This is a genomic window from Tenacibaculum profundicola (genome assembly GCF_057220795.1).
Window position 1 is genome coordinate 1508146 of sequence record NZ_CM170137.1, and the last position, 21706, is coordinate 1529851.

At 30.1% G+C, this 21706-nt stretch carries 4 protein-coding genes; all 4 read right to left on the bottom strand.

The annotated features are described in order from the left end of the window. Positions 1-11: 11 nt before the first annotated feature. The 4 genes from AC2TDS_RS06555 to asnB all read right to left on the bottom strand — a co-directional run bounded on the left by AC2TDS_RS06555 (position 12) and on the right by asnB (position 21702). On the bottom strand, positions 12-6551 hold the full coding sequence (locus AC2TDS_RS06555; protein ID WP_484738304.1) for a non-ribosomal peptide synthetase: 6540 nt from the start codon (positions 6549-6551) through the stop codon (positions 12-14). 349 nt (positions 6552-6900) lie between these two features. Then, on the bottom strand, positions 6901-16614 hold the full coding sequence (locus AC2TDS_RS06560; protein WP_484738305.1) for a non-ribosomal peptide synthetase: 9714 nt from the start codon (positions 16612-16614) through the stop codon (positions 6901-6903). 82 nt (positions 16615-16696) lie between these two features. Continuing rightward, positions 16697-19795 (bottom strand): non-ribosomal peptide synthetase, encoded by a 3099-nt coding sequence (locus tag AC2TDS_RS06565; protein ID WP_484738306.1) that lies wholly within the window; start codon positions 19793-19795, stop codon positions 16697-16699. A 41-nt stretch (positions 19796-19836) separates the two neighbouring features. Further along, a complete protein-coding gene (asnB, locus tag AC2TDS_RS06570) occupies positions 19837-21702 on the bottom strand; it encodes an asparagine synthase (glutamine-hydrolyzing) (RefSeq protein ID WP_484738307.1) in 1866 nt (621 codons plus the stop codon). Positions 21703-21706: the final 4 nt, after the last annotated feature.

Here is a 21706-nt window from a genome sequence, read left to right on the forward strand (position 1 = left end):
AGACATTATTATCAAAACACCCCCTCTTCATATTCATTTTCTACATCTTCTGTAGTTTTTACATTTGTTTTCTCTTCCAAAGTAATTTCTAAAAATCTCGATAATTCTTCAATAGTGCCATATTTAAAAACAATATTAAATGAAATATCTATTTCCAATTCACTTTTCAACTTAGCAATAAACCTCATTATCAAAAGAGAATTCACTCCTAATCTAAAAAGATTATCTCTCACTCCTATTTCTTCAATTTTTAATAGTTCTTGCCAGATGGCTACAATTTGTTGTTCTATTTCATTTTTTGGAGCTACATATTCATCTTTTAGTTTTAATGTAGGCGCTGGCAATGATTTTCTATCAATTTTGCCATTTGGTGTTAAAGGAAACTCATCAAGCTTAACATAGGTATGAGGCACCATATAATCTGGTAGATTCTTAAGAAGTTCTTCCTTTATAAACTCTTCATCAATATCCTTACCTTTTACATAAGCAATTAACTGACTTCCAGCTAAGTCCTTTTTTACCCAAACACAAGACTCTTCTAGCGAAGCAATATTTTCGAGATGAAATTCTATTTCTCCCAATTCTACTCTATAGCCTCTTATTTTAATCTGGCTATCAATTCTTCCTAAAAACTCAATACGACCATCCTCTGTCCATCTTGCATAGTCTCCTGTTCTGTAGAGCTTATGTTGATCATTTTCGAATGGGTTGTTAATAAACTTTTGTTCGGTAAGTTCCGAACGATTAATATACCCCTTAGCAACTTGAACACCTCCTATTAATAATTCACCTTTTACCCCCAATGGTTGAATATTATTGTTTTTATCAACGATGAATATTTTTGTATTCGGTACAGGTCGACCAATGGTTACTTCATTTTCTTCAGTCAAATCAATGGCAGTAACATCAATTGCTGCTTCAGTTGGTCCATAAAGATTATGTAATTTTACAGCAGACAGTTTTGTTTTAAACTCTCTCATTGTAGATAATTTAAGTTCTTCGCCACTACAAACAACATGTACTAAACTTTTACATCTATGTTTATCAATGTCTGATAAAAAAACTGATAACATAGAGGGTACAAAGTGCATGATAGTTATTTTCTCTTTCTCTATTAATCTTTGTAAATAGTTTGGATCTTTATGACCATCTGGTTTCGCAAAAACTAACTTTACTCCGGAAATTAATGGCAAAAATAGTTCCCATACAGAAACATCAAAACAAAAAGTTGTTTTCTGCATAATCGCATCGTTTTCTGTCAATTCAAGATAGTCTTTCATCCACAATAACCTATTATATAATCCAGCGTGGGCATTTGCGACTCCTTTAGGTTTACCAGTTGTTCCTGAAGTATAAATCACATATGCAATTGACTCCTCACTAACCTCAACATCTGTTGCTAGTACAGGCATTTCACTGCATAGCTTCCAGTTTGCCAAATCTAGCGTTTGATAATTCGTAAAACATGGTAAAAAACTACTTTCAGTTAAAACAATAGGTGCATTTATGTCTTTTAATATTAGATTTATTCTCTCCTGAGGATACTCATGATCTATAGGCACATAAGCTGATCCTGTCTTTAGAATCCCCAGTATACCAACAATCATTTCTAAGGAGCGATTAATACATATAGGAACTAACGAATTAGGTTTAACACCTTTACTTATTAAATAATTAGCTACTTGATTAGAACGCTGATCTAGTTCTTGAAAGCTCAAAGCCTTATCTCCATAAACAACAGCTTTTTCATCTGCTTTCAGGATTACATTTTCTCTAAAAAGATCAATGAACGTTTTATTTCTTGGATACTTTACCTCCGTAGCATTAAACTGCTTTAATTTTTGATACTCCGTTTGAGGAATAATAAAACCATTATCTACTTTTTCATCTATATTATTGATAAACTGAAGCAATACATTTTCAATAAAACTGGCCATTTTTTTTGACAAATCTTCATTTAAATAAGCCGTTGAATAGGTAATGTATAGTTTGAATTCCTTGTCTCTTCCTTGAATATGAATATCTAAATTTGTATTCGTATTCATATAATCTTTATTCAAATCTGTTTCAACCACCTCTGATTTTTCATGCCCTTCAAGTTCATGAAAAACTCTAAAGTCAACAAAATTAAATGCAGTATCAAAAATTGGGTTCCCATCATAAGAAGTATCACCTATTATTTCTACAATTTTATGTAGTGGCATATGTTCATGATACTTTAGTTTTCGTAATTTATTTTCTATCTGATCTATATATGCTTTCCATGTTAACGATTCAGGTAAAATTGCTCTAAACGGTATTGTATTTAAAAAACACCCTAATAGTCTTTCTCCATTCTTCACTAATGGTCGGTTGTTCGTCACCATACCAACTGTAATATCTTTATCATAACTTAACATCCCCAATGCATAGAGATAAGCACTAAAGCATAAATGCTTAAAACTAGTATTATTTTTATTGGCAACTTTCTCTAAGTCTGATCGTAAATAATCCAAATTAAACTCATCACTCTGAAATGTATGGCTCCCCCCTGCTTCTGGTAATTCAAATCTGGTATACCCTTTCAATTCTTTTTTCCAATAATCTAAACTTGATTGTCTATAATTGGAAGCTAATTCTTGTAGAATCTGATCATAATAACTAACTTCTATCTCCCTCAAAGAAACGTTTCCTTCAAGTTTTATTCTAAAATAAGTATTCGTTAATTCAGTTATAAATGAAGATAAACTCCAACCATCCAATAAACTGTGATGAAAATCAAACATAAGGTAATGATAGTCTTGCTCAACTTTGAATACATGAATTCTCCATAACGATTGACTTAAATCAAATCCTCTTAATTTCTCTTCATTTCCTTTTTTTCGAATAAATTTTTCATAATCATACTTAGTTAGGTTACTAATATCAATGAAGTTTACTTCAGCTTCAAAATGTTTTTTTATGAGGTGAGCAAATATTTCTACATCATACACTTTTCTTAACTCTCCATGCTTTTCTATCAATAATTGTAATGCCTTCTCTAATATTGCAAAATCAAAATCTTTGAACGGAATATCATATAAATTTTGTTCATGATACATTATTTCATGGATATTGTTTGACGTATTCTTCAAGAAGTAATAAACCATTCCTTTTTCTATACCATTCATTGGAAATATTTCTTCGAATTCTTCTAAAGAATTATTTTTTTCTTTTTTATAATTCTCTTTAAATTCTCTCAACTCTTTCCTCGCAAGATCCATTGCCACTTCAACCTCTTCGTTTTTATTAACTGAAATACAGCTACTTAATTCTTCTACCGTTTGATTCGAGTATAAGTCTGCAATTGTTAAGGTAGAATTGAATTTATTATTGATTTCAGAGATCAAACCTATAGCTCTTAAAGAATCTCCTCCTAAACTAAAATAATTATCTTTAATCCCAATTCCTTCTATTTTTAAAAATGTTTCCCAAATTTTCACCATCTCCTGATCTATTATTGATGCTGGAGCTATATAGTTGGCTATTGATAGGTTCTTCTTTATCTTTAAAAGTTTACTGGTATCAACTTTTCCATTATTTGTTAAAGGGATTTCATCTATTTTATAGTAATTTGATGGTATCATATATAGAGGTAATTTTTTGCTCAAAAAAGCTCTAATAGGATCTACATCTATACTTTTATTAGTTTTTATATATGCACACAATTTATCATCTCTCTTTATCACAACCACTCCTTCTACATTTAGGTACTCAGATAAATGATATTCTATTTCTCCCAACTCTATTCTAAACCCTCTTAGTTGAACTTGGTTGTCTATTCTCCCTATATACTCTATATCTCCATTTGGTAATAACTTCCCTAAATCTCCTGTTTTATATAATTGTTCCGTTTTTTTATAAGGGTTGGGAATAAACCTTTCATTTGTTAATTCATCTTTATAAAGATAACCTTTAGTAACACCACTACCTCCAACATAAATTTCCCCTACAACACCCTTAGGTACTAGTTCCATATTAGTATCTAATAAATACATAGATGTAGTTGGAATTGGTTTTCCAATATTATTTATATTGACCTCCATATCAGTATGTGAAATATGTTTATAGGTAACATGAACAGTCGTTTCTGTTATTCCATACATATTGATAAGTTTGGCTTTTGGATGTCTTAAACTCCAGTTTTTTAAATTGGAAATTTTTAATGATTCTCCCCCAAAAATTACATACCTAATACTTTCTAATAAAATATTCTGTTCTTCACTAAGATTAGAGAGTTTATAAAAAACACTTGGTGTTTGATTCAATATAGTGACTTTGTGAGAAGATAGTATTTTTAAATAATTAGGCAGATCTCTAGATTCTTCTGGTGAAACAACCACTAATTTCCCTCCAAACAATAGGGCGCCGTACATTTCCCAAACACTAAAATCAAAACAATGACTATGAAACATCGTCCAAACATCATTTTCTGAAAAATTAAAAGGAGTCTTTTCATTAAAAAGTAATCTTACTACATTTTGATGTTTTACTAATACTCCTTTCGGTTTACCCGTTGTTCCTGAAGTATAAATAACATAACACGTATCATTAGGTCGAATTACAATATCATCTAAGTTACATTGATTTTCCAAATCTATTGTTAACCCATCAATTAAAATCACCTTACTATCTACTTCTATTTTTGATTGAGAAGTAGAATCAGTTACAATATAATCAACCTTACTATCTTTAAATAAATAGTTAATTCGTTCTTGAGGATAGGTTGTATCTACCGGTACATATCCTGCTCCTGCTTTCAGAATACCTAACATTCCTACCACAACATTCACAGATTTACCCATGAATAAGCCTACTAGATCCCCTTTATTTACTCCATGCCCAATTAATTCATACGCTATTTCATTAGATTTTATATCTACATCTTTGTATGTTAATTTTGTATTCTTATCTACTAAAGCTATTGAATCAGGTCTATTTAATACTTGAATTTTAAAGTAATCTAAAATGGTACTTTCCTTATCGTATTCTGCTGCTTCATTAGTATTAACTAAATGTATGATTTCATTTTTTTCTTTTTCAGATAAAATAGAAATATCAGAAATTAAGATATCTTGATTGCTTATAATTTGATCAATGATGGTTAAAAAATATCTTGAAAAGTTTTCAATGCTATTTTTTTCAAATAAGTCTAATGCGTATTCAAATTCAAAATATAGTTTATCATTTTTTTCAAGTGCATACAATGACAGATCATATCTTGAACTCCTTTCTGCTTCAAAAGTGAAATTATCAATCCCTGTATTATCAGTACTAGAAATTTCCTTTTGCATGTTCTGCAATGCAAATATTGTATTAAACAATGGGTTGTGAGCTGGGTCTCTTTGCACCTTTAAATCGTCTATCAATTGTTCATAGGGATAGTTTTGATTATCAAAACACGATAAAAGTTTAGCTCCTGTAACTTCAATGTACTTTTTAAATGTCAGCTCAGAAAGAGGAAAAACTCGTACGGGTAATACATTTACAAAACATCCTATTATAGATTCTAAATCTATATGGTTTCTACCAGCAGATGGTGAACCAATGACTATATCTTTTGCTTCGTTATCCAGTTTTGATATTAAAATGCTATATGCAGAAAAAAGAATAGTAAAAAGAGACACCTTATTTTCTAATGCTAATTTTATTAATTTACTTGACCTTTCGGTATCCAAAGAAAAAGAAAAACCGTCTCCTCTAAATGTCTTCTCTTTTGGCCTAGAAAAATCTGTAGGAAGTTCTGTTAATTGTAAGTCTCCTTTTAAAGAATCAATCCAAAATTCTTTTTGTTTTAAAAGGTTTTGTTGATAACTTTCACCAAAATACCAATCAATATAATCAGTGTATCTAATATTATTAGACGGTAATGACTCTCCTTTAAATAGAGCCACAAAGTCCCTTAATAAAACTTCTTGAGAACTACCATCTGAAATAATATGATGCAAATCTATGATTAGTATATGACTATTATTTTTCAGAGAAATTAAACCCGCTCTAAATAGAGGAGCTTCTTGCAAATTAAAGGGACGAATAAATCTTTTTATGATGGTATTGGCCGTATCTAAATCTCCTTCAAAACACTCTATGTTAAACTCAAATTCTTCCAACACTTCTTGAACAGGAACATACTCCGCATTCACTAAAAACCTTGTACGTAAACTTTCATGTCTCTTTATAAGTTTTCTAAAAACTGTATTTAAATGATTTATATCTAAATCTCCTTTTAGCACATAAGCTTGAGGTAGGTTATAAACTAGTGAGTTCTCATTTAATTTCTCTGCTAAAAAAATTCTCAGTTGAGGGGAACTTAATTGAAAAAAACCACTCTTATTTGTTACAGGAATTCTGCCATTCAACCGTACTTTATCACTCTGCTTTTTAATATAGGTTTTTAATTCATCCTTGTGTTTACGTAACTCATTAATTAGGTCATCATTATTAAAGTTTTCAGGTAATACTGCTTTCAGCTTATTATTGTCTACCTTAAGTTCAACATTATAATGTTTTAATTTTAAAATTAATTCTTCCATTTTCAATTAATATCTTGTTTTTATACCTAAAAATCTATTTAGTAAAATATTACTTTAGTTAATACTGAATTAACTACATGCAACCATGCGTTTATATTTCACTGACTTATAAAAGCGCGAGTTTATTTTATAGGTAAGAAAGTTTTGTTAGTAAAATGATTTATAGTTTGATTTTTAACTCAATCCTAATAATAGAAAGTCTATTTCATATTGAATCATCTCAAAATAGAGCGATTGAGCACCTCCATATGGATTCTATTGGCACTATGCTAAATTTGAAGTTTTTTTAGTTTTATTAACTTTTATACAATCATAAAATGGTATACCAAAACCATTTTATGTAATATTACTACAAGTCAATTTCTATCGTTGATTTATCATTATTTTCTACCCCTTTTGATATCCAACTATTTACTTCTATGAATTTTGCTTGCTCACTTATTGTAGGGTTTTTGAATAAATCTATCAAGGCAACTTCTATCTCAAATAGTTGCTTAATATTATTTGCAATTTGAATTGCCATTAGAGAATGTGCTCCTAATTCTAAAAAGCTTATATCGGTACTAATAAGTGTTTTATCTATATTTAAGGTTGCTGCCCATATATCTAAAAGTTCTTCTTCCATGGAGTTACATGGTAAAATGATTTCTTTGTTTACTTTTATATTAGGGTTTGGTAATGCTGATTTATCTAATTTACCACTTATAGCAAGCGGCATTTCCTCCAACTCAACGAAGTAACTAGGCACCATATAATTAGGCAAGTAATTTGATATATAATCTCTTAGTTCAGAGTCCTTAAATTTATTTTTTGAAACATAATACGCAATTAGGCACATTTCTCCGTTATAGTCCCTAAAATCGATCACACATTCAAGAATATTTATATTTTTCTTTAAAAGGTATTCAATTTCTCCTAGTTCAATACGATAACCTCGTAGCTTTATTTGATTATCTCGTCTATTTATAAATTCAACAGTCCCATCAGGTAGTAATTTCCCTAGGTCTCCAGTACAATACACTCGGTCTTCTCCTTTTATCCAGTTTTCTTTGAATTTATTACGAGTTAACGAAGCATCTTCTAAATAGCCTCTCGCTAAACCATCTCCTGCAATGCAAATTTCGCCAATAATTCCAGTGGGTAATATATTCCCATGTCCATCCGCTATATATACTCTTTCATTTGGCAAAACACCACCTATTGGCATATTATGTACATGGCTTAATTTTTCTCTATTAATTGAATAAAATAACGAATCTACACAGGTTTCTGTAGGACCGTACATATTATGTAATTTTATTTCTTTAGAAATCTTTGAATAAAACCTTTCCACTAATCGTTTAGATAACTGTTCACCTGCAATCAACCACATTTCTAATGTGTTTAAGGTATCATTACTATCTAAGGCTTCTAAAAACAGTCTAAAATGTGTTGGTGTACCATCTGAAACTTGAATTTTATTTTCATTCAAAAACTTTTTTATTCCATCACCTGATGATCGTTCTTTTTCATTAGCTATCACCAAGGAATGGCCCATCAGTAAACTAGCAAATATTTGCTGAATAGATGCGTCAAATACATATGAAGCGAATAACCCTACTTTTAATTTATCTTCTGAGATTCCTTTGTATACTGTATTTTTCAATCCATATACCAAGTTAATCACACTTTTATGTTCTACCAACACTCCTTTGGGTTCTCCTGTAGAGCCTGAGGTAAAAATACAATAAGCCAGTTCGTCATTTTTAATATCCAAAGACAGGTTTTTTGCTTGTGTATCTTTTTCAATGATATCATCAATAAATATTGATGTACATGAAAACATTCTTGACCTTTCAGAAAACTTTCTTTGCGTTACAACTAACGTAACATTGCCTTCTAACATTTTATTTACTCTTGCTATTGGAAAATCAGTAGCTATTGGAAGATAAGCCTTTCCAGCTTTTAATATCCCTAAAATACCTATAACCATATTTACTGATCTATCTACCTGAAGTCCTATAATTGCACTATCATCTCCTACTTCTAACAGTTTTTTAGCGAGTTGATTAGACCTAGAGTTTAGCTCTCTATACGTTAGTACTTCGCCTATACTTTCTACCGCATGATTTTCAGGGGTCAGTTTAACTTGTTCTTCAAATAGTTCTACTAAATTCGATTGATTTGGGTAATCTATTTGATAAGAATTAACTCTATTTAGTTTCTGTTTTTCTTCAAGTGATAAAATTGTATAATGAGACAATTTTAATGTATCTGATTCTACTAATTGATTTAAGAGAATTTTGAAATACATAACGAAACGACTGATTGTTTCTCTTTTAAAAATATCAGTAGCATAATTAAAACTTAGTTCTAATTTGTCTTTTGACTTATGAGCTCTAAAAGTTAAGTCGAATTTAGAAATTTCATCAGGTAATATATATGATTCAACCTCGATACTATTTACATTCGGTTTTGATAGTAATGAATCTTGGTATTCAAACATAACATCAAACAAGGGATTCCTACTACTATCACGCTTCAAATCAAGATCATCTATTAAATCTTCATAATTATATTCTTGATTATTAATAGCTGACATGGTTCTATGGTTTACCTCCTTTATAAATTCTCGAAAAAGTACATTTTCTTCAATTTTATTTCTCAATGCCAAACTATTTGTAAAAACCCCAACAAGATTCTCCAAAGAAGGATGAGCTCTTCCTGAAACAGATGTTCCTACCACAATATCTTCTTGTCCAGTCAATTTATTCAACAATACTACAAAGCTCCCTAAAAGGAATGAAAACATGGTAACTCCTTGTTCCGCTACCATATTATTAAGTGATGTATATGTGTTACTATCTATAGTAAAGTTAATGCTATTCCCCAATTTTTTACGAATCTGTGGTCTTAGATGGTCTAAAGGAAGGTCCAATAATTGTGGTATGTCTTTGAATTCATGTAACCAATATTGTTTTTGAATAGCCACTCTTTGCTTATTGGCTAAACTATTTTGCCAAACAGCATAATCTTTATAATGAATTTTATGAGGTTCTATTTGATTCCCCTCATAGAGGTTTAAAAACTCTTTGATTAAAATTGATTGCGTTATTCGATCAGAAATTAAATGATGAATATCAAAAAGCAATATATATTTAGACGATGATACCTTGGCTAATCCAACCCTAAAAAAAGGTGCTTTACTTAAATTAAAAGGCCTTACAAATTCTTTTATTAAATCATTTAATCTACTAGCTTCAGTTTCGAAATACTCCAAATTAAAAGCTATTTCTGAAGCTATCCTTTGTACTGGTTGATCATTAATTAGTTCAATAGTTGTTCTTAGAACCTCATGACGTTCTATTAACAGTTTAAACGCATTTTCGACCAATTCCACCTTTAGTTCACCCTTAAAGATATAGAACTGAGGAATATTATAAGCTATGGATGTTTTATCGTATTCATGCAAGAAATATAAACGCTTTTGCGCAGAAGAAAGGATATAAGTATCGTTTTCCTTAGTTGGTTCTATTTCATAAAATACTTTTTTCTCTCTTGATAATATTTCTTTACTAATATTTCTAATGTTTCTGAGATCAAATAAATCTACGACTTCAATTGTTACCTTAAATTCTCTCATTATTTTATTAGACAAGAATACTATTTTCAATGAATTCCCACCTAATTTAAAAAACTCATCAAACACTCCTATATTTTCAACCTCTAGTAATTCTTCCCATATTTCAACAAGTTTTTTCTCAATCTCATTTTGAGGTGCTTCATATTTTACTTCTTCTCTATCATAATTCTCTAGTGTTAATAATTTCTTTTTATCTATTTTTCCGTTTTTTGTAAGAGGGAAGTCTGAAATAGTAATCCATAGCTCAGGAATCATATAGCTAGAAAGCATGGTACTCAATTCATTTTCTATCTCTTTTCTCTTGAAATCTCCATCTATGGCGATATACGCAATTAATTGACTATCTCCTTTTTTGTTTTCCTTAGCTAATACACAACATTTTTTAATTGTATTAATTTTCGCTATTGTATTTTCTACATGCCCTAACTCAACCCTATGTCCTCTTATTTTTACTTGTTCGTCTTTTCTTCCTATAAAAATAATTCCTTCAGGCGACCATTTTACAACATCACCTGTTTTATACATGATGCTATTTTTTTCGTAAGGATTTTCTAAAAACTTACTTTCTGTTAATTCTTCCCTATTTAAATAGCCACGTGCAACTCCTTCACCAGCTACATATAACTCTCCATAACTATTTTTAGGCACTGGTAACAACTCAGCATCAAGAACATATAATTGAGTGTTTGAAATTGGTTTACCTATCGGTACAGAAAAACCTACATCCGTTGGAGAATATTTATGAATCGAACAGCCAACAGTTGCTTCCGTAGGGCCATATTCATTATAAATTTCTATTTTATTTTTATACTTTTCATTGATGCTTTTTGCTAATTCGTTATGTAACATTTCACCTCCCACAATGATTTTCTTCAATTTCGATTGCTCGGTTTTATGAAGAATCGCTGTGCTTGTATCTAGAATCCTTAAGTGAGAAGGAGTCATCTTTATTATATCCACCTTATCATCCATTAGAATTTTTTCTACCAGTGCAGGATCATCATCATTGTAAATAATTATTTCATTCCCTGTAACTAAAGGTAAAAGGATAGAGGTTAATGTTAAATCGAAGGCTATTGAAGTATAAAAAGGCAAATCTCCTTTTCCATTGTCCAAATACGTTTCATTTGCCCAATTCAGGTAATTTGCAATAGAATGATGCTCAACTATAACTCCTTTTGGTTTTCCAGTACTTCCAGAAGTAAATATAACATATGCTGAACTTTCCACAGTTACATTCGGCCTGTCTCTTTCACTTGAAAAATTTTCGAAATCAGAAACTTGATCATCCAACACAACTAAAGAAACCTGTTTAATTTTGGAAAACTCCTCGCTATATTTATGCGTTGTTAATACTAAATTTATGGATGCTTCTTCAATGATGTTGGTCCTATTGTTAATAGTATTATTAGGATCAATAGGCACAAAAGCTTTTCCTAATTTTAGAACGGCAAGCATGCTTATAAACATTTCAAAAGAGCGATCTAAACTAATGGCAATAAAATTAGATTCATTTTTGAATTTGTTTTCAATATAATTTGCTAACTGATTCGCTTTAGCATCTAACTCTTTATAAGTTAAAGCTTCGTCATTTAACACTAAAACATTTTTATGAGGATTTCTTAGCAATTGATTTAGATATAAATCTAAAATTGTTTCATCTTTATTAAAAATTCTTTTAGTATCATTAAATTGTATTATCTCATTTTTTTCTTCTTTAGAAAGAATCGATAAATTCGAAATATTTGTATGCTGATTTTCAGAAACTTTCAATATAATATGCTGCAAATAATCGATAAATCTTTCGATCGTGTTTTTTTCAAACACATCCGTCGCATAATTCAAACTACAGAAAAAATTGGTTCCTTTTTTACTGATATGAAATGTTAAATCAAATTTTGCAACAGAATCATTAACCAAATAATCGGACAATTTTAAACCCGGTAATACTAATTCCGAACTTTCAACATCCTGATAATTAAACATTACATCAAAAAGTGGATTTCTTTTTCTATCTCTTTCTAACTTAAGATCGTCTATTAAGTCTTCATAATTATATTCTTGATTTTTTAATGAATCAAGAGTTTTTTTATTGACAACCTGAACCAACTCGTTAAAAGTAAAATCATCTTCTAAACTAATTCTTAATGCTAAACTATTAATGAAAACCCCAACCATAGAGGTTAAATGATCATTAACACGCCCTGATACCGGAGTACCTATCACAATATCTTTCTGACTACTTATTTTATTCAGTAATATAACAATAGTGCTAAACAATACGGAAAACATGGTTACTTTCTCCTTTTTGGAAAACAAATCAAGTTCTGATATTTGTTCCTGTGCTATTGTAAAACCAATAGTATTTCCTTTTTTAGTTCTATCCTCAGGTCTTTCATAATCAGTTGGCAAATTAATTGGTTCTGGAGTTTCTGAGAATTCTTTTAACCAATATCTTTTTTGTGCATCTATTTTAGACTTATACTCTTTACTGTTTTGCCACTCTGAATAATCTTTGTATTGAAATTGTACGGGTTCTTTTTCTTTATTTCCATAAAAGGAACCCAATTCATCAATTAATATTGATTGTGTTACTGCATCTGATACCATATGATGCATATCTGTTAGTAATATATGATCTTCCTTAGAAAGTTTAAGTAAGCCAACTCTTATCAATGGTGCTCTTGATACATCAAATGGTCTAACAAACCTATTTATCACATCATTAATATTATTCTCACTATTTTCATATATCTCTATATTAAAATCTAATGAAGGTACTATTTTTTGAACGGGAATTTCTTCGTTAATTTCAATTTGAGTTCTTAATATTTCATGTCTATTTATAATTTTTGCAAACGATGTTTCTAGCCTTTCTATATCAATTGCTCCATTCAACCTCAAAAACTGAGGAATATTATATGTTAAGGCCTTTTTTTCATATTGACTTAAAAAGAATAATCTTTTTTGAGCGGATGAAAGGGGATACGATTTTTTATCTGTTGCTTTTTTGAAAGGTAGATTCTTTTCGCTTGTTCTACTCATAATTTCTTGTCCCATACTTCTAATGGTTCCTTTTTCAAAAAGACTAGGAAGGTCAATAGATACACCAAACACCTTTTTAATTTTATTTGACAAAAAAATCATTTTCAAAGAATGACCTCCTAATTCCAGAAAATTACTCTGAACGCCAATTTTTTCTTTTTCAATTTTTAATATTTCAGACCAAATATTTTGTAGTTTTTTCTCTATATCATTTGTAGGTTCTGATAAATTAATTTTCTTGGAGTCATTTTCTTTTATTTTATTCTTTAATGCTTTGTAATCTAACTTTCCACTTGTCGTTATAGGCATTTCCTCGATAAATAAAAATTTACTAGGAATCATATAATCTGGTAAATTCTCAGATAACATATTTCGTATAGAAGAAATTAAAGTACTTTCTGAATACCATTGGCTATTAGAGTAATCATATGTTATATTTCCTTCTACAATAGTTTTTTCTCTTATACAATATACATCGTATAGATTTGTTCTTTCTAATTCATCACTTTGAAGAACAGAAACTCTATATCCTAATTTTTCAAATTTGCTTTTAATAAACTCTAACCTTTCATTTACATCATAAACTTCAATAATCACTTGATCTATTTTCAACCAATCGTTGTTTTCTACTCCATTTAGAACCTCTAGTTCAGCATTTTCTACATCTATTTTCAACAAATCGATATGCTTAATCTGTAATTCTCTAATTAATTGAGATACTGGTTTTAATTTACACGTATGTTTTTCTTTAATCAAACGATGATCAACCAATTCTTCAATTTTATTAGATCTTAACTTTTTTACATCTTCTCCTGCTGTATTTTCAATAAACGTTTTAACTATTTTTTGAATACTATCATCATCAGACTCCATACCTGAAAGGGTCGTTGCATTTGGATAATAATCAAATACTGCCTCTCCTTCTTTATCTGAAATACCTATGTTGAATAATTCTACATTTCCTTTATAAGAATTTACATTCTTTTGTAATAATTCAAAAGTAGGTTTAATGGGCTCAAAAGCATATATTTTAGGGTTTTGAAATGATAACATTGAGAACACGGTAAACGTTCCTACATTTGCCCCAATATCAAAAATGGTTGCATTTTTTGGGAGCTTTATCCCATTTTTATGATATGTTCTGAGCTCAAAAATTTCCTTGTAAAGTGTTTTTGCTTCTGCTTTATTATTGAAGTACATACTAACTCCATTCTCCATTTCATACAACTCTCCTTTTGAAATAGATTCAGACGAATTCTTAGCATTTACTATTTTCTTTACTGTAAATGCCTGTTTTTCACCTGGCACTATATGTGCAACAATCTGATCATTGTTATCATTAGTTTCTTCGAAAGTTATTACTGCATCTTCAACACCTTCATGCTTTTTAAGCCTGCTTTCTATTTCAGATACTTCAATACGATATCCTCTTAGCTTTATTTGAGTATCCTTTCTGCCAATGAATTTTATTTCTCCATTAGGTAACCATTGTCCTAAATCACCTGTTCGATATATTCTTTCTTCACCCTCTATCCAATCCTTTCGGAATTTTTCATTCGTCATTAAAGTATCCCCTATGTACCCTTTAGATAATCCTTTACCTGCTATACATATTTCGCCTGTTATTCCAATAGGCATTAAATGACCATTCTTATTGGTTATATAGATTCGTTCATTGGGTAATGGGTATCCAATTGGAATGAATGATAAATCTTCTAAAGCGTTTCTATCTATCGGATAATAGGTTGAGTCTACACATGTTTCAGTTGGACCATACATATTGAATAGTGAAATATCTTTTGCAACCTTTTGATAAAAAAGCGCTACCAATTCTTTGGAAAGTTCCTCTCCAGCTAATATCCATGATTTTAAATTATACAGCTCACTCTCGTTTTCTAATTCTTTAACTAGCAATCTAAAATGAGTGGGAGTACCATCTGATAATTCAATTTTATTGTTATTAAAAAACTCAAGTAACTTCTTCCCATCCGAACATTCATCTTTTTTTGCTAAAAACAACGTATGACCTTGAAGTAAGCTCCCAAATATTTGTTGAACTGAAGCATCAAAAACATGAGATGCTAACATAGCTACTCGTAACTCATTTCCTAGTTTGCTATATACCTTTTCCTTCAAGCCATCAATTAGGTTAATAACACTTTCGTGCGAAACCAACACCCCTTTTGGATTCCCAGTAGACCCTGAGGTAAAAATACAATATGCGGTATCATCTATTGATGCTTCAATATCAATATTTGTATCTATTTCTTGTTCAATTTCTTGTTCATTGATATCTAACTCTACTCCATCAAAAGAAAAAGATTTTTTTGAATTCAATCTATCAGTTACCAGCAATTTTGCTTTAGCTAAACTCAACATATATTCAATTCTCTTTTTAGGGAATTGCGGTGATATCGGTAAATATACTCCTCCCATTTTTAGGGTGGCCATAATGCTCACAATAGCTTCTGCTGATCTCTCAAAATATACGGCTACTACATCTCCTTTTTGTACACCTCTTTTCTGAAAAATTCTGGCTAATTGATTCGATTTTTTGTTTAACTCCCCATAAGTAAGCTTCTTTTCTCCACAAATCAATGCTCCTTTCCCAGAAGAAACAGAAACTTGATTTTCAAATAGCTTACTCAAACTTACTCCTTTTTCAGAAGTCGTAGTAGGTATATTTTGGTTAAATGCCTTTATCCTTTCCTCTTCATCTTTTGTGATTAAACGACAATTTTTGAGTTTAGTTTCTTTATTTGCTAATACGTAATCTAACCATATAAAATAACGCTCAGATATTGTTTTCAAATAATCACAACTATATAAATTGGGGTCATACTTTATCTCTAAACTAATTTTATCAGTTATATCAAAAATGAATTGTAAACTAGGCAAATACGATGGACTAAAATTATCTTTCTGTATCTGTTTTAAATACATTCCAACCTTGGTGCTATTTAACTGACTATTCCATATTGTATCTTTTAGGTAATCAATATTTTTAAAATCTTCTTTTAACTTTTCAGATAAACTAAACAACAAATCTTTAATGGTGAAATCATCGATTGAATCTATAAGTATTGGAATTGTCTTTTTTGATAGAATATTTTCTTCTTTTTCTGAAAAAGGCGGAACACAAATCAAACTACTACTTTTATTTTCTACTTGTTGAATAAAAGCCCCCAATGTTGATAACAACATCAAAAACTTAGATTTATCAGTTGGCGCAATAAAGTTTATACGTTCAAATAACTCGTTTGAAGTATTTACTATTTCGCTTTTATATTCTCGTGTATTAGAAGGTATATCACTTTTTCCATTTTCAAAATACCCGTCTAACTCAAAGTTTTCTAACCTATTATTCCAATATCTATTAATGCCTGTCTTATTCATAAAATTAAATCTTAGAGATAACTGTTTTTAAATGATGTTTAAATTGTTTAAACTATCTGAATTTTGTTATTAATTAAGTGTATCAAAAATTGAAGACCATATCTTCATCTATCTTTTTGAGGTTCATATCTGACTTTAAAAAATCAGATATTTTAACCTCTCTATCAGCATACAAATTGAGTATCATTGACTTTAATTCTTCAATGAAAATTAAAATATCGTCCTTTATAAAATAGTTCTCCATAAACATAATTTGAAAATCTAGTACATCATTCATTTCAAACACCTTAAAAACAAGTGGGTAATTTGAAGTTTTTGAATCAATCTCATAATGATTCATTGGAAATTCTTCTGGAAGTTCACCTAAGCCCGTAACATCCTGATAACCATACACTACATCTAACAATCGATTGTTCTGTTGGTTTCTATTATTACTATAGTCAGACTTTATATCAATCAGATCATATTGCTGATTAGATAAAGCCTCTACAATTTCTTTCTTCAAGCTTTTTAAATGAGTGCTAATATTTTCTTCTTCTTCTATCTGAAATCTTACAGGTAATATATTTACAAAATTCCCTAGTACATTTTCAATTTCTTCTTGAAACCTTCCTGAAGATAGCATTCCTATTACTACATCATTCTGCTTTGTTATTTTAAATAACAAAAATTGTAGTACGCTAAAAATTGCTGTAGAAATGGTAACTTCATCTTTATGCAGCAACAATGTTAATTCTTCAAGTGCTTTTTTATCAATACTAAAATTAACTTGAGCTCCTTCTTTAGCTAAACTTGAAGTATCACTAGAACGAGAATTCAATTTTGGTACTTCCTTTTTAAATTTATTTAACCAAAATTTCTTTTGTTTTTCAAATTCATTTTGTTTTCTAAAAGAGTTTTCCCACTCAGCATAATCTGTATAAGTATACTTTAATGGAGGTAATGGTTTACCTGTATAAAGTGATATAAACTCCTTATGAAGAACTTGTTGTGATATACCATCCGAAACAATATGGTGCATGTCAACAATCAAATATATTTTTGTTTCAGTTTTAAACACTCCAGCTCTTAATAAAGGAGAGGTTCCTAAATCAAAAGGTCTTATGAATTTTTCTATCTCGTCATCCAGATTACTATTTTTTATATCTCGATACTCTAATTTGAAATTATTTTCTTCATGAATCATTTGGTATATTTCATCTTCTAACACAACAAATGATGTACGTAAAACTTCATGACGTGAGACTAGTTCTTTAATGACTTGTTCTATTTTAGAGCAATCAACTTCCCATAAAATTTCCCAGACCATTGGCATATTATAATCAACTCCAATTTTATTAAGCTCATAATTATAATAAATGGTTTTTTGAGAAGATGATAGTTGGTAATATTTCTTTTTATCTGCTTTCTTTATAATGTAAACATCGTCTTTACCCTTCTCCAAGCTCTTAATCAAATTCGCTTGATTTTGGATAGTTAAATTGTTAAACAAATCTTTTAGCGTAACTCTTATACCGAACTCTGTAAAAAATTTCCCTATTAATCTCATTAACGCGAGCGAGCCTCCGCCAACTTTTTGAAAACTTTCATCAACTGAAATTTCGTTATTCCCTAATAGGTTTTTCCAAATTGTTAAAATTCTATGTTCATATTCATTCTCAGGAAGCAATACTGCTTTTTCTTTTTTTAGTTCTTGTAAAGCTTTAATATCTACTTTCCCGTTTGACAATAAAGGAAAGTCTTTTACTTCAATAAACGATGAAGGAATCATATACGTTGGAAGGTGGTCTAGAAGGTAATTATGTAATTCACTTTCTAATACAGTTCCATCATATGAAGGTTTTGTTGTGTAGTAAGCCATTAATTGATTAGGATCCAAATCACTTTTTACTACTATTGAGTTTTCAACTTGTTGGGCACTTGTCAATGTATTTTCAATTTCATCTACTTCAACCCGTATACCATTTACCTTAATTTGCCTATCAGACCTTCCCAATAATTCTATAGAACCGTCTATCAGTTTTCGGGCAATATCTCCCGTCTTAAATGCACGCTTTTCATCTGCGCTTCCTTCATTTAATACTATAAATCTCTCTCTCGTTAAATCTTCATCTATATACCCTTTCGTCATATACTGGCTACTTATATATAGATCTCCTTTTAAGAGTACATTACATGCTTTAAGTTTTTTATCTAAAATGAGAAACTCAGTATCATCAATGGGTAAACCTATTGGTATTTTTGTTCTATTTGCATCTGTTGGTTTAATAAAATAACAACTTCTAACCATTGTGGTTTCCGTAGTTCCATAAAGATTCACTAGCTGTATTCTATTGTTAAAAACCTTAAACCATTTTTTTAGCTCAACGGGATTGATTTTCTCACCAGAGAGCAAAACATGTTTTAAATATTTAAAATTATTTTGAGTTAAATTGTTAGCGTTAAAAATTCTAAAAACACTAGGCACACAATGAATTAGAGTTATTTCATTTTTATCTATCCAGTCTATTAACTTTGGTGACGTAAAAAAATCTTCCTCTTTTGGTGGAACACAAATAGTGGCTCCATTTAATAATGGAACGAATATATCTCTTAAAAAAGCGTCAAAGTACGGACTGATAAATTGACTAAATCGGTCTGAAGTATCGATATTAAACTTTTGAGTTTCCCAATCTAAAAAATGTCTTAGACTACAGTTTTTGCCGACGATTCCTTTTGGCTTTCCAGTGGTTCCTGAAGTAAAATATACGTAAACCGCATCTTCAGCATCATACTCATTTTCAACCAACTCGTAAGAGCCCGCATAAATTGATTGAAAATTTTCTTTAGGAACTGATGTGTATTTTTCTGAAAGTATGGTTTCATTACTTTCCAATATGCAGGATAAGCTCAATGAATTTACTATAGATTCAATTCTTTTCTCAGGCAAATCTTTATTTAAAGGTACAAATACACAACGGGCATTCATAATTCCTATCATAGCACATACCATATCAAAAATAGTATCTGCCTGAATACCAACATAAGCTCCTGTTTTTAATTGCTTTTCTTGTAGGTGGCCCGTTATTTTATCAGCATTACGTAATAGATCGGCATATGTAATTTTAATGCCATTTTCTTCGATTGCAACATTATTATTATACGTTAGCAGACTCTTATAAAGTACATCTTGGATTATCATAAGTGTAATTTAATTAGTTTAAAATTTTATATGGTTACCTCTTATTTTTCTATGAAATTATCTAAAAACATTCCAAATGTTGAAACAATAAGTAATAAATCCATTTCAAACGGAACGTTAACTGTAAATCCTTTTTCGCTATATTTTTTCTTTAATCTTTCTATTTCATTAGGATTAAAAAAGCCCTGTCTTTTAATTGTATCATACGATAAAATATCAGACAAATATTCTTGGTTATGTTGTAATAAGTATGGACTCCCTGGTGCTACAAATCCAAACTTTTCTCTTTCACAAATTTCCTTTGGCACAAACTTACTTGCCATTTGTTTTAATATATGTTTCTCTATAAGATCTTCATTAAGTTTAAGTTTATCAGGAACTTTTGTTGAAAAATTCACAATATTCTTATCTAGAAATGGAAATCTGACCTCAACCGAATTTGCCATGGCCATCCTATCGCCATGATCAGAAATCAAATGATCTGTTAAACGAAGTTTATAATCTATATAAGCTCTTTTATTTAAAATACTTCTATTCGCAATTCTTTCTTTATTAATGATTGGGTAGTTAAGACAATTTACATCATTAAAAGAAGCTAGTAGTTCCGAAGAATATAATTGTTTTTTAATGGTATTATGATGTGAAAAATCTAATTCGTAATAAAAATTTTCATCTCCCCATAAGTTTCTTCTCATCTGTTTTTCTGCTTCTGAAGTATTATTTGTAAGCATGCCCATTTCTCTCATTTTATCAAACCTAAAACCTACATATCCTGCAAAAAATTCATCTGCCCCTTCACCAGATAAAATAACCTTAATGTTTTCCTCACGAACTTTACTAGATAAATAAAGAGAAGCTGTATTGTATGTTTCTTTTATAGGACATTCACTATGGTATATCGATCTTTTTAATCGGCTTGCTATATCATTGGATAAAAAAGTTCGTTTATTCAATTTAGAGCTACCTGCTTTGGCCACTAATTCTTGATAATATGATTCCGAAATATTTGAATCAGGAAAGTCTATTGAAAAAGATACTTTTTCTTTTTGGGGCAACAGTTGATTAATTTTCATGGCAATCATAGATGAATCAAGCCCTCCACTTAAGTAATACCCAACTGGAGTATCTGCTCTTAATCTAATACTTACAGATTCGTGAAAAAGTTCTTCCAACTCACTTATATAGTCGGCTTCGGTCTTTCCATTCATTGGAACCTCTCCTTCCGGGTAAATTAAATCCCAGTATTCTCGATCCGTAATTTTACCATTATTATCTACTTCAAGAAAGTGTCCATTTTCTAAACTCTTTATATCTTGAAACATGGTTCTTGGGCTAATAAGCCCTGCAAAAGTCATTACTTGATCTAAACCTACAAGATCAGGTTCTGACTTTACGCTAGGGTGTTCTAGAATAGCTTTTATTTCTGAACCGAAAATAAATGTATTATCCTTAAAAGTATAGAAGAAAGGTAGAATTCCTAAATGATCTCGCGCACAAAATAATTTTTCTTTTTGTTTATCATATAAGGCAAATGAAAATTGACCATTTAGCTTATCTAAAAGCCCCATTCCATGGTCTTCATATAAATGAACGATTACTTCAACATCAGATTTGGTCTTAAAACGATGCCCTCTTTGTTGTAGTTCTTTACGCAGTTCAATATAATTAAAAATCTCTCCATTGCATACCAATATCAATGATTCATCTTCATTCAAAATGGGTTGCATTCCATTCTCAATCCCTATAATACTTAACCTATTAAAACCAAGCGCTAAATTCTTATACAATAGGGAGCTCTGCGAATCTGGCCCTCTATGGATAATTTTTGCGTTCATTTTTTCGACAATTCTCCTATCTCTACCATCTGCTTTCCTTGAGAAATTTATATATCCATTTATTCCACACATGTAT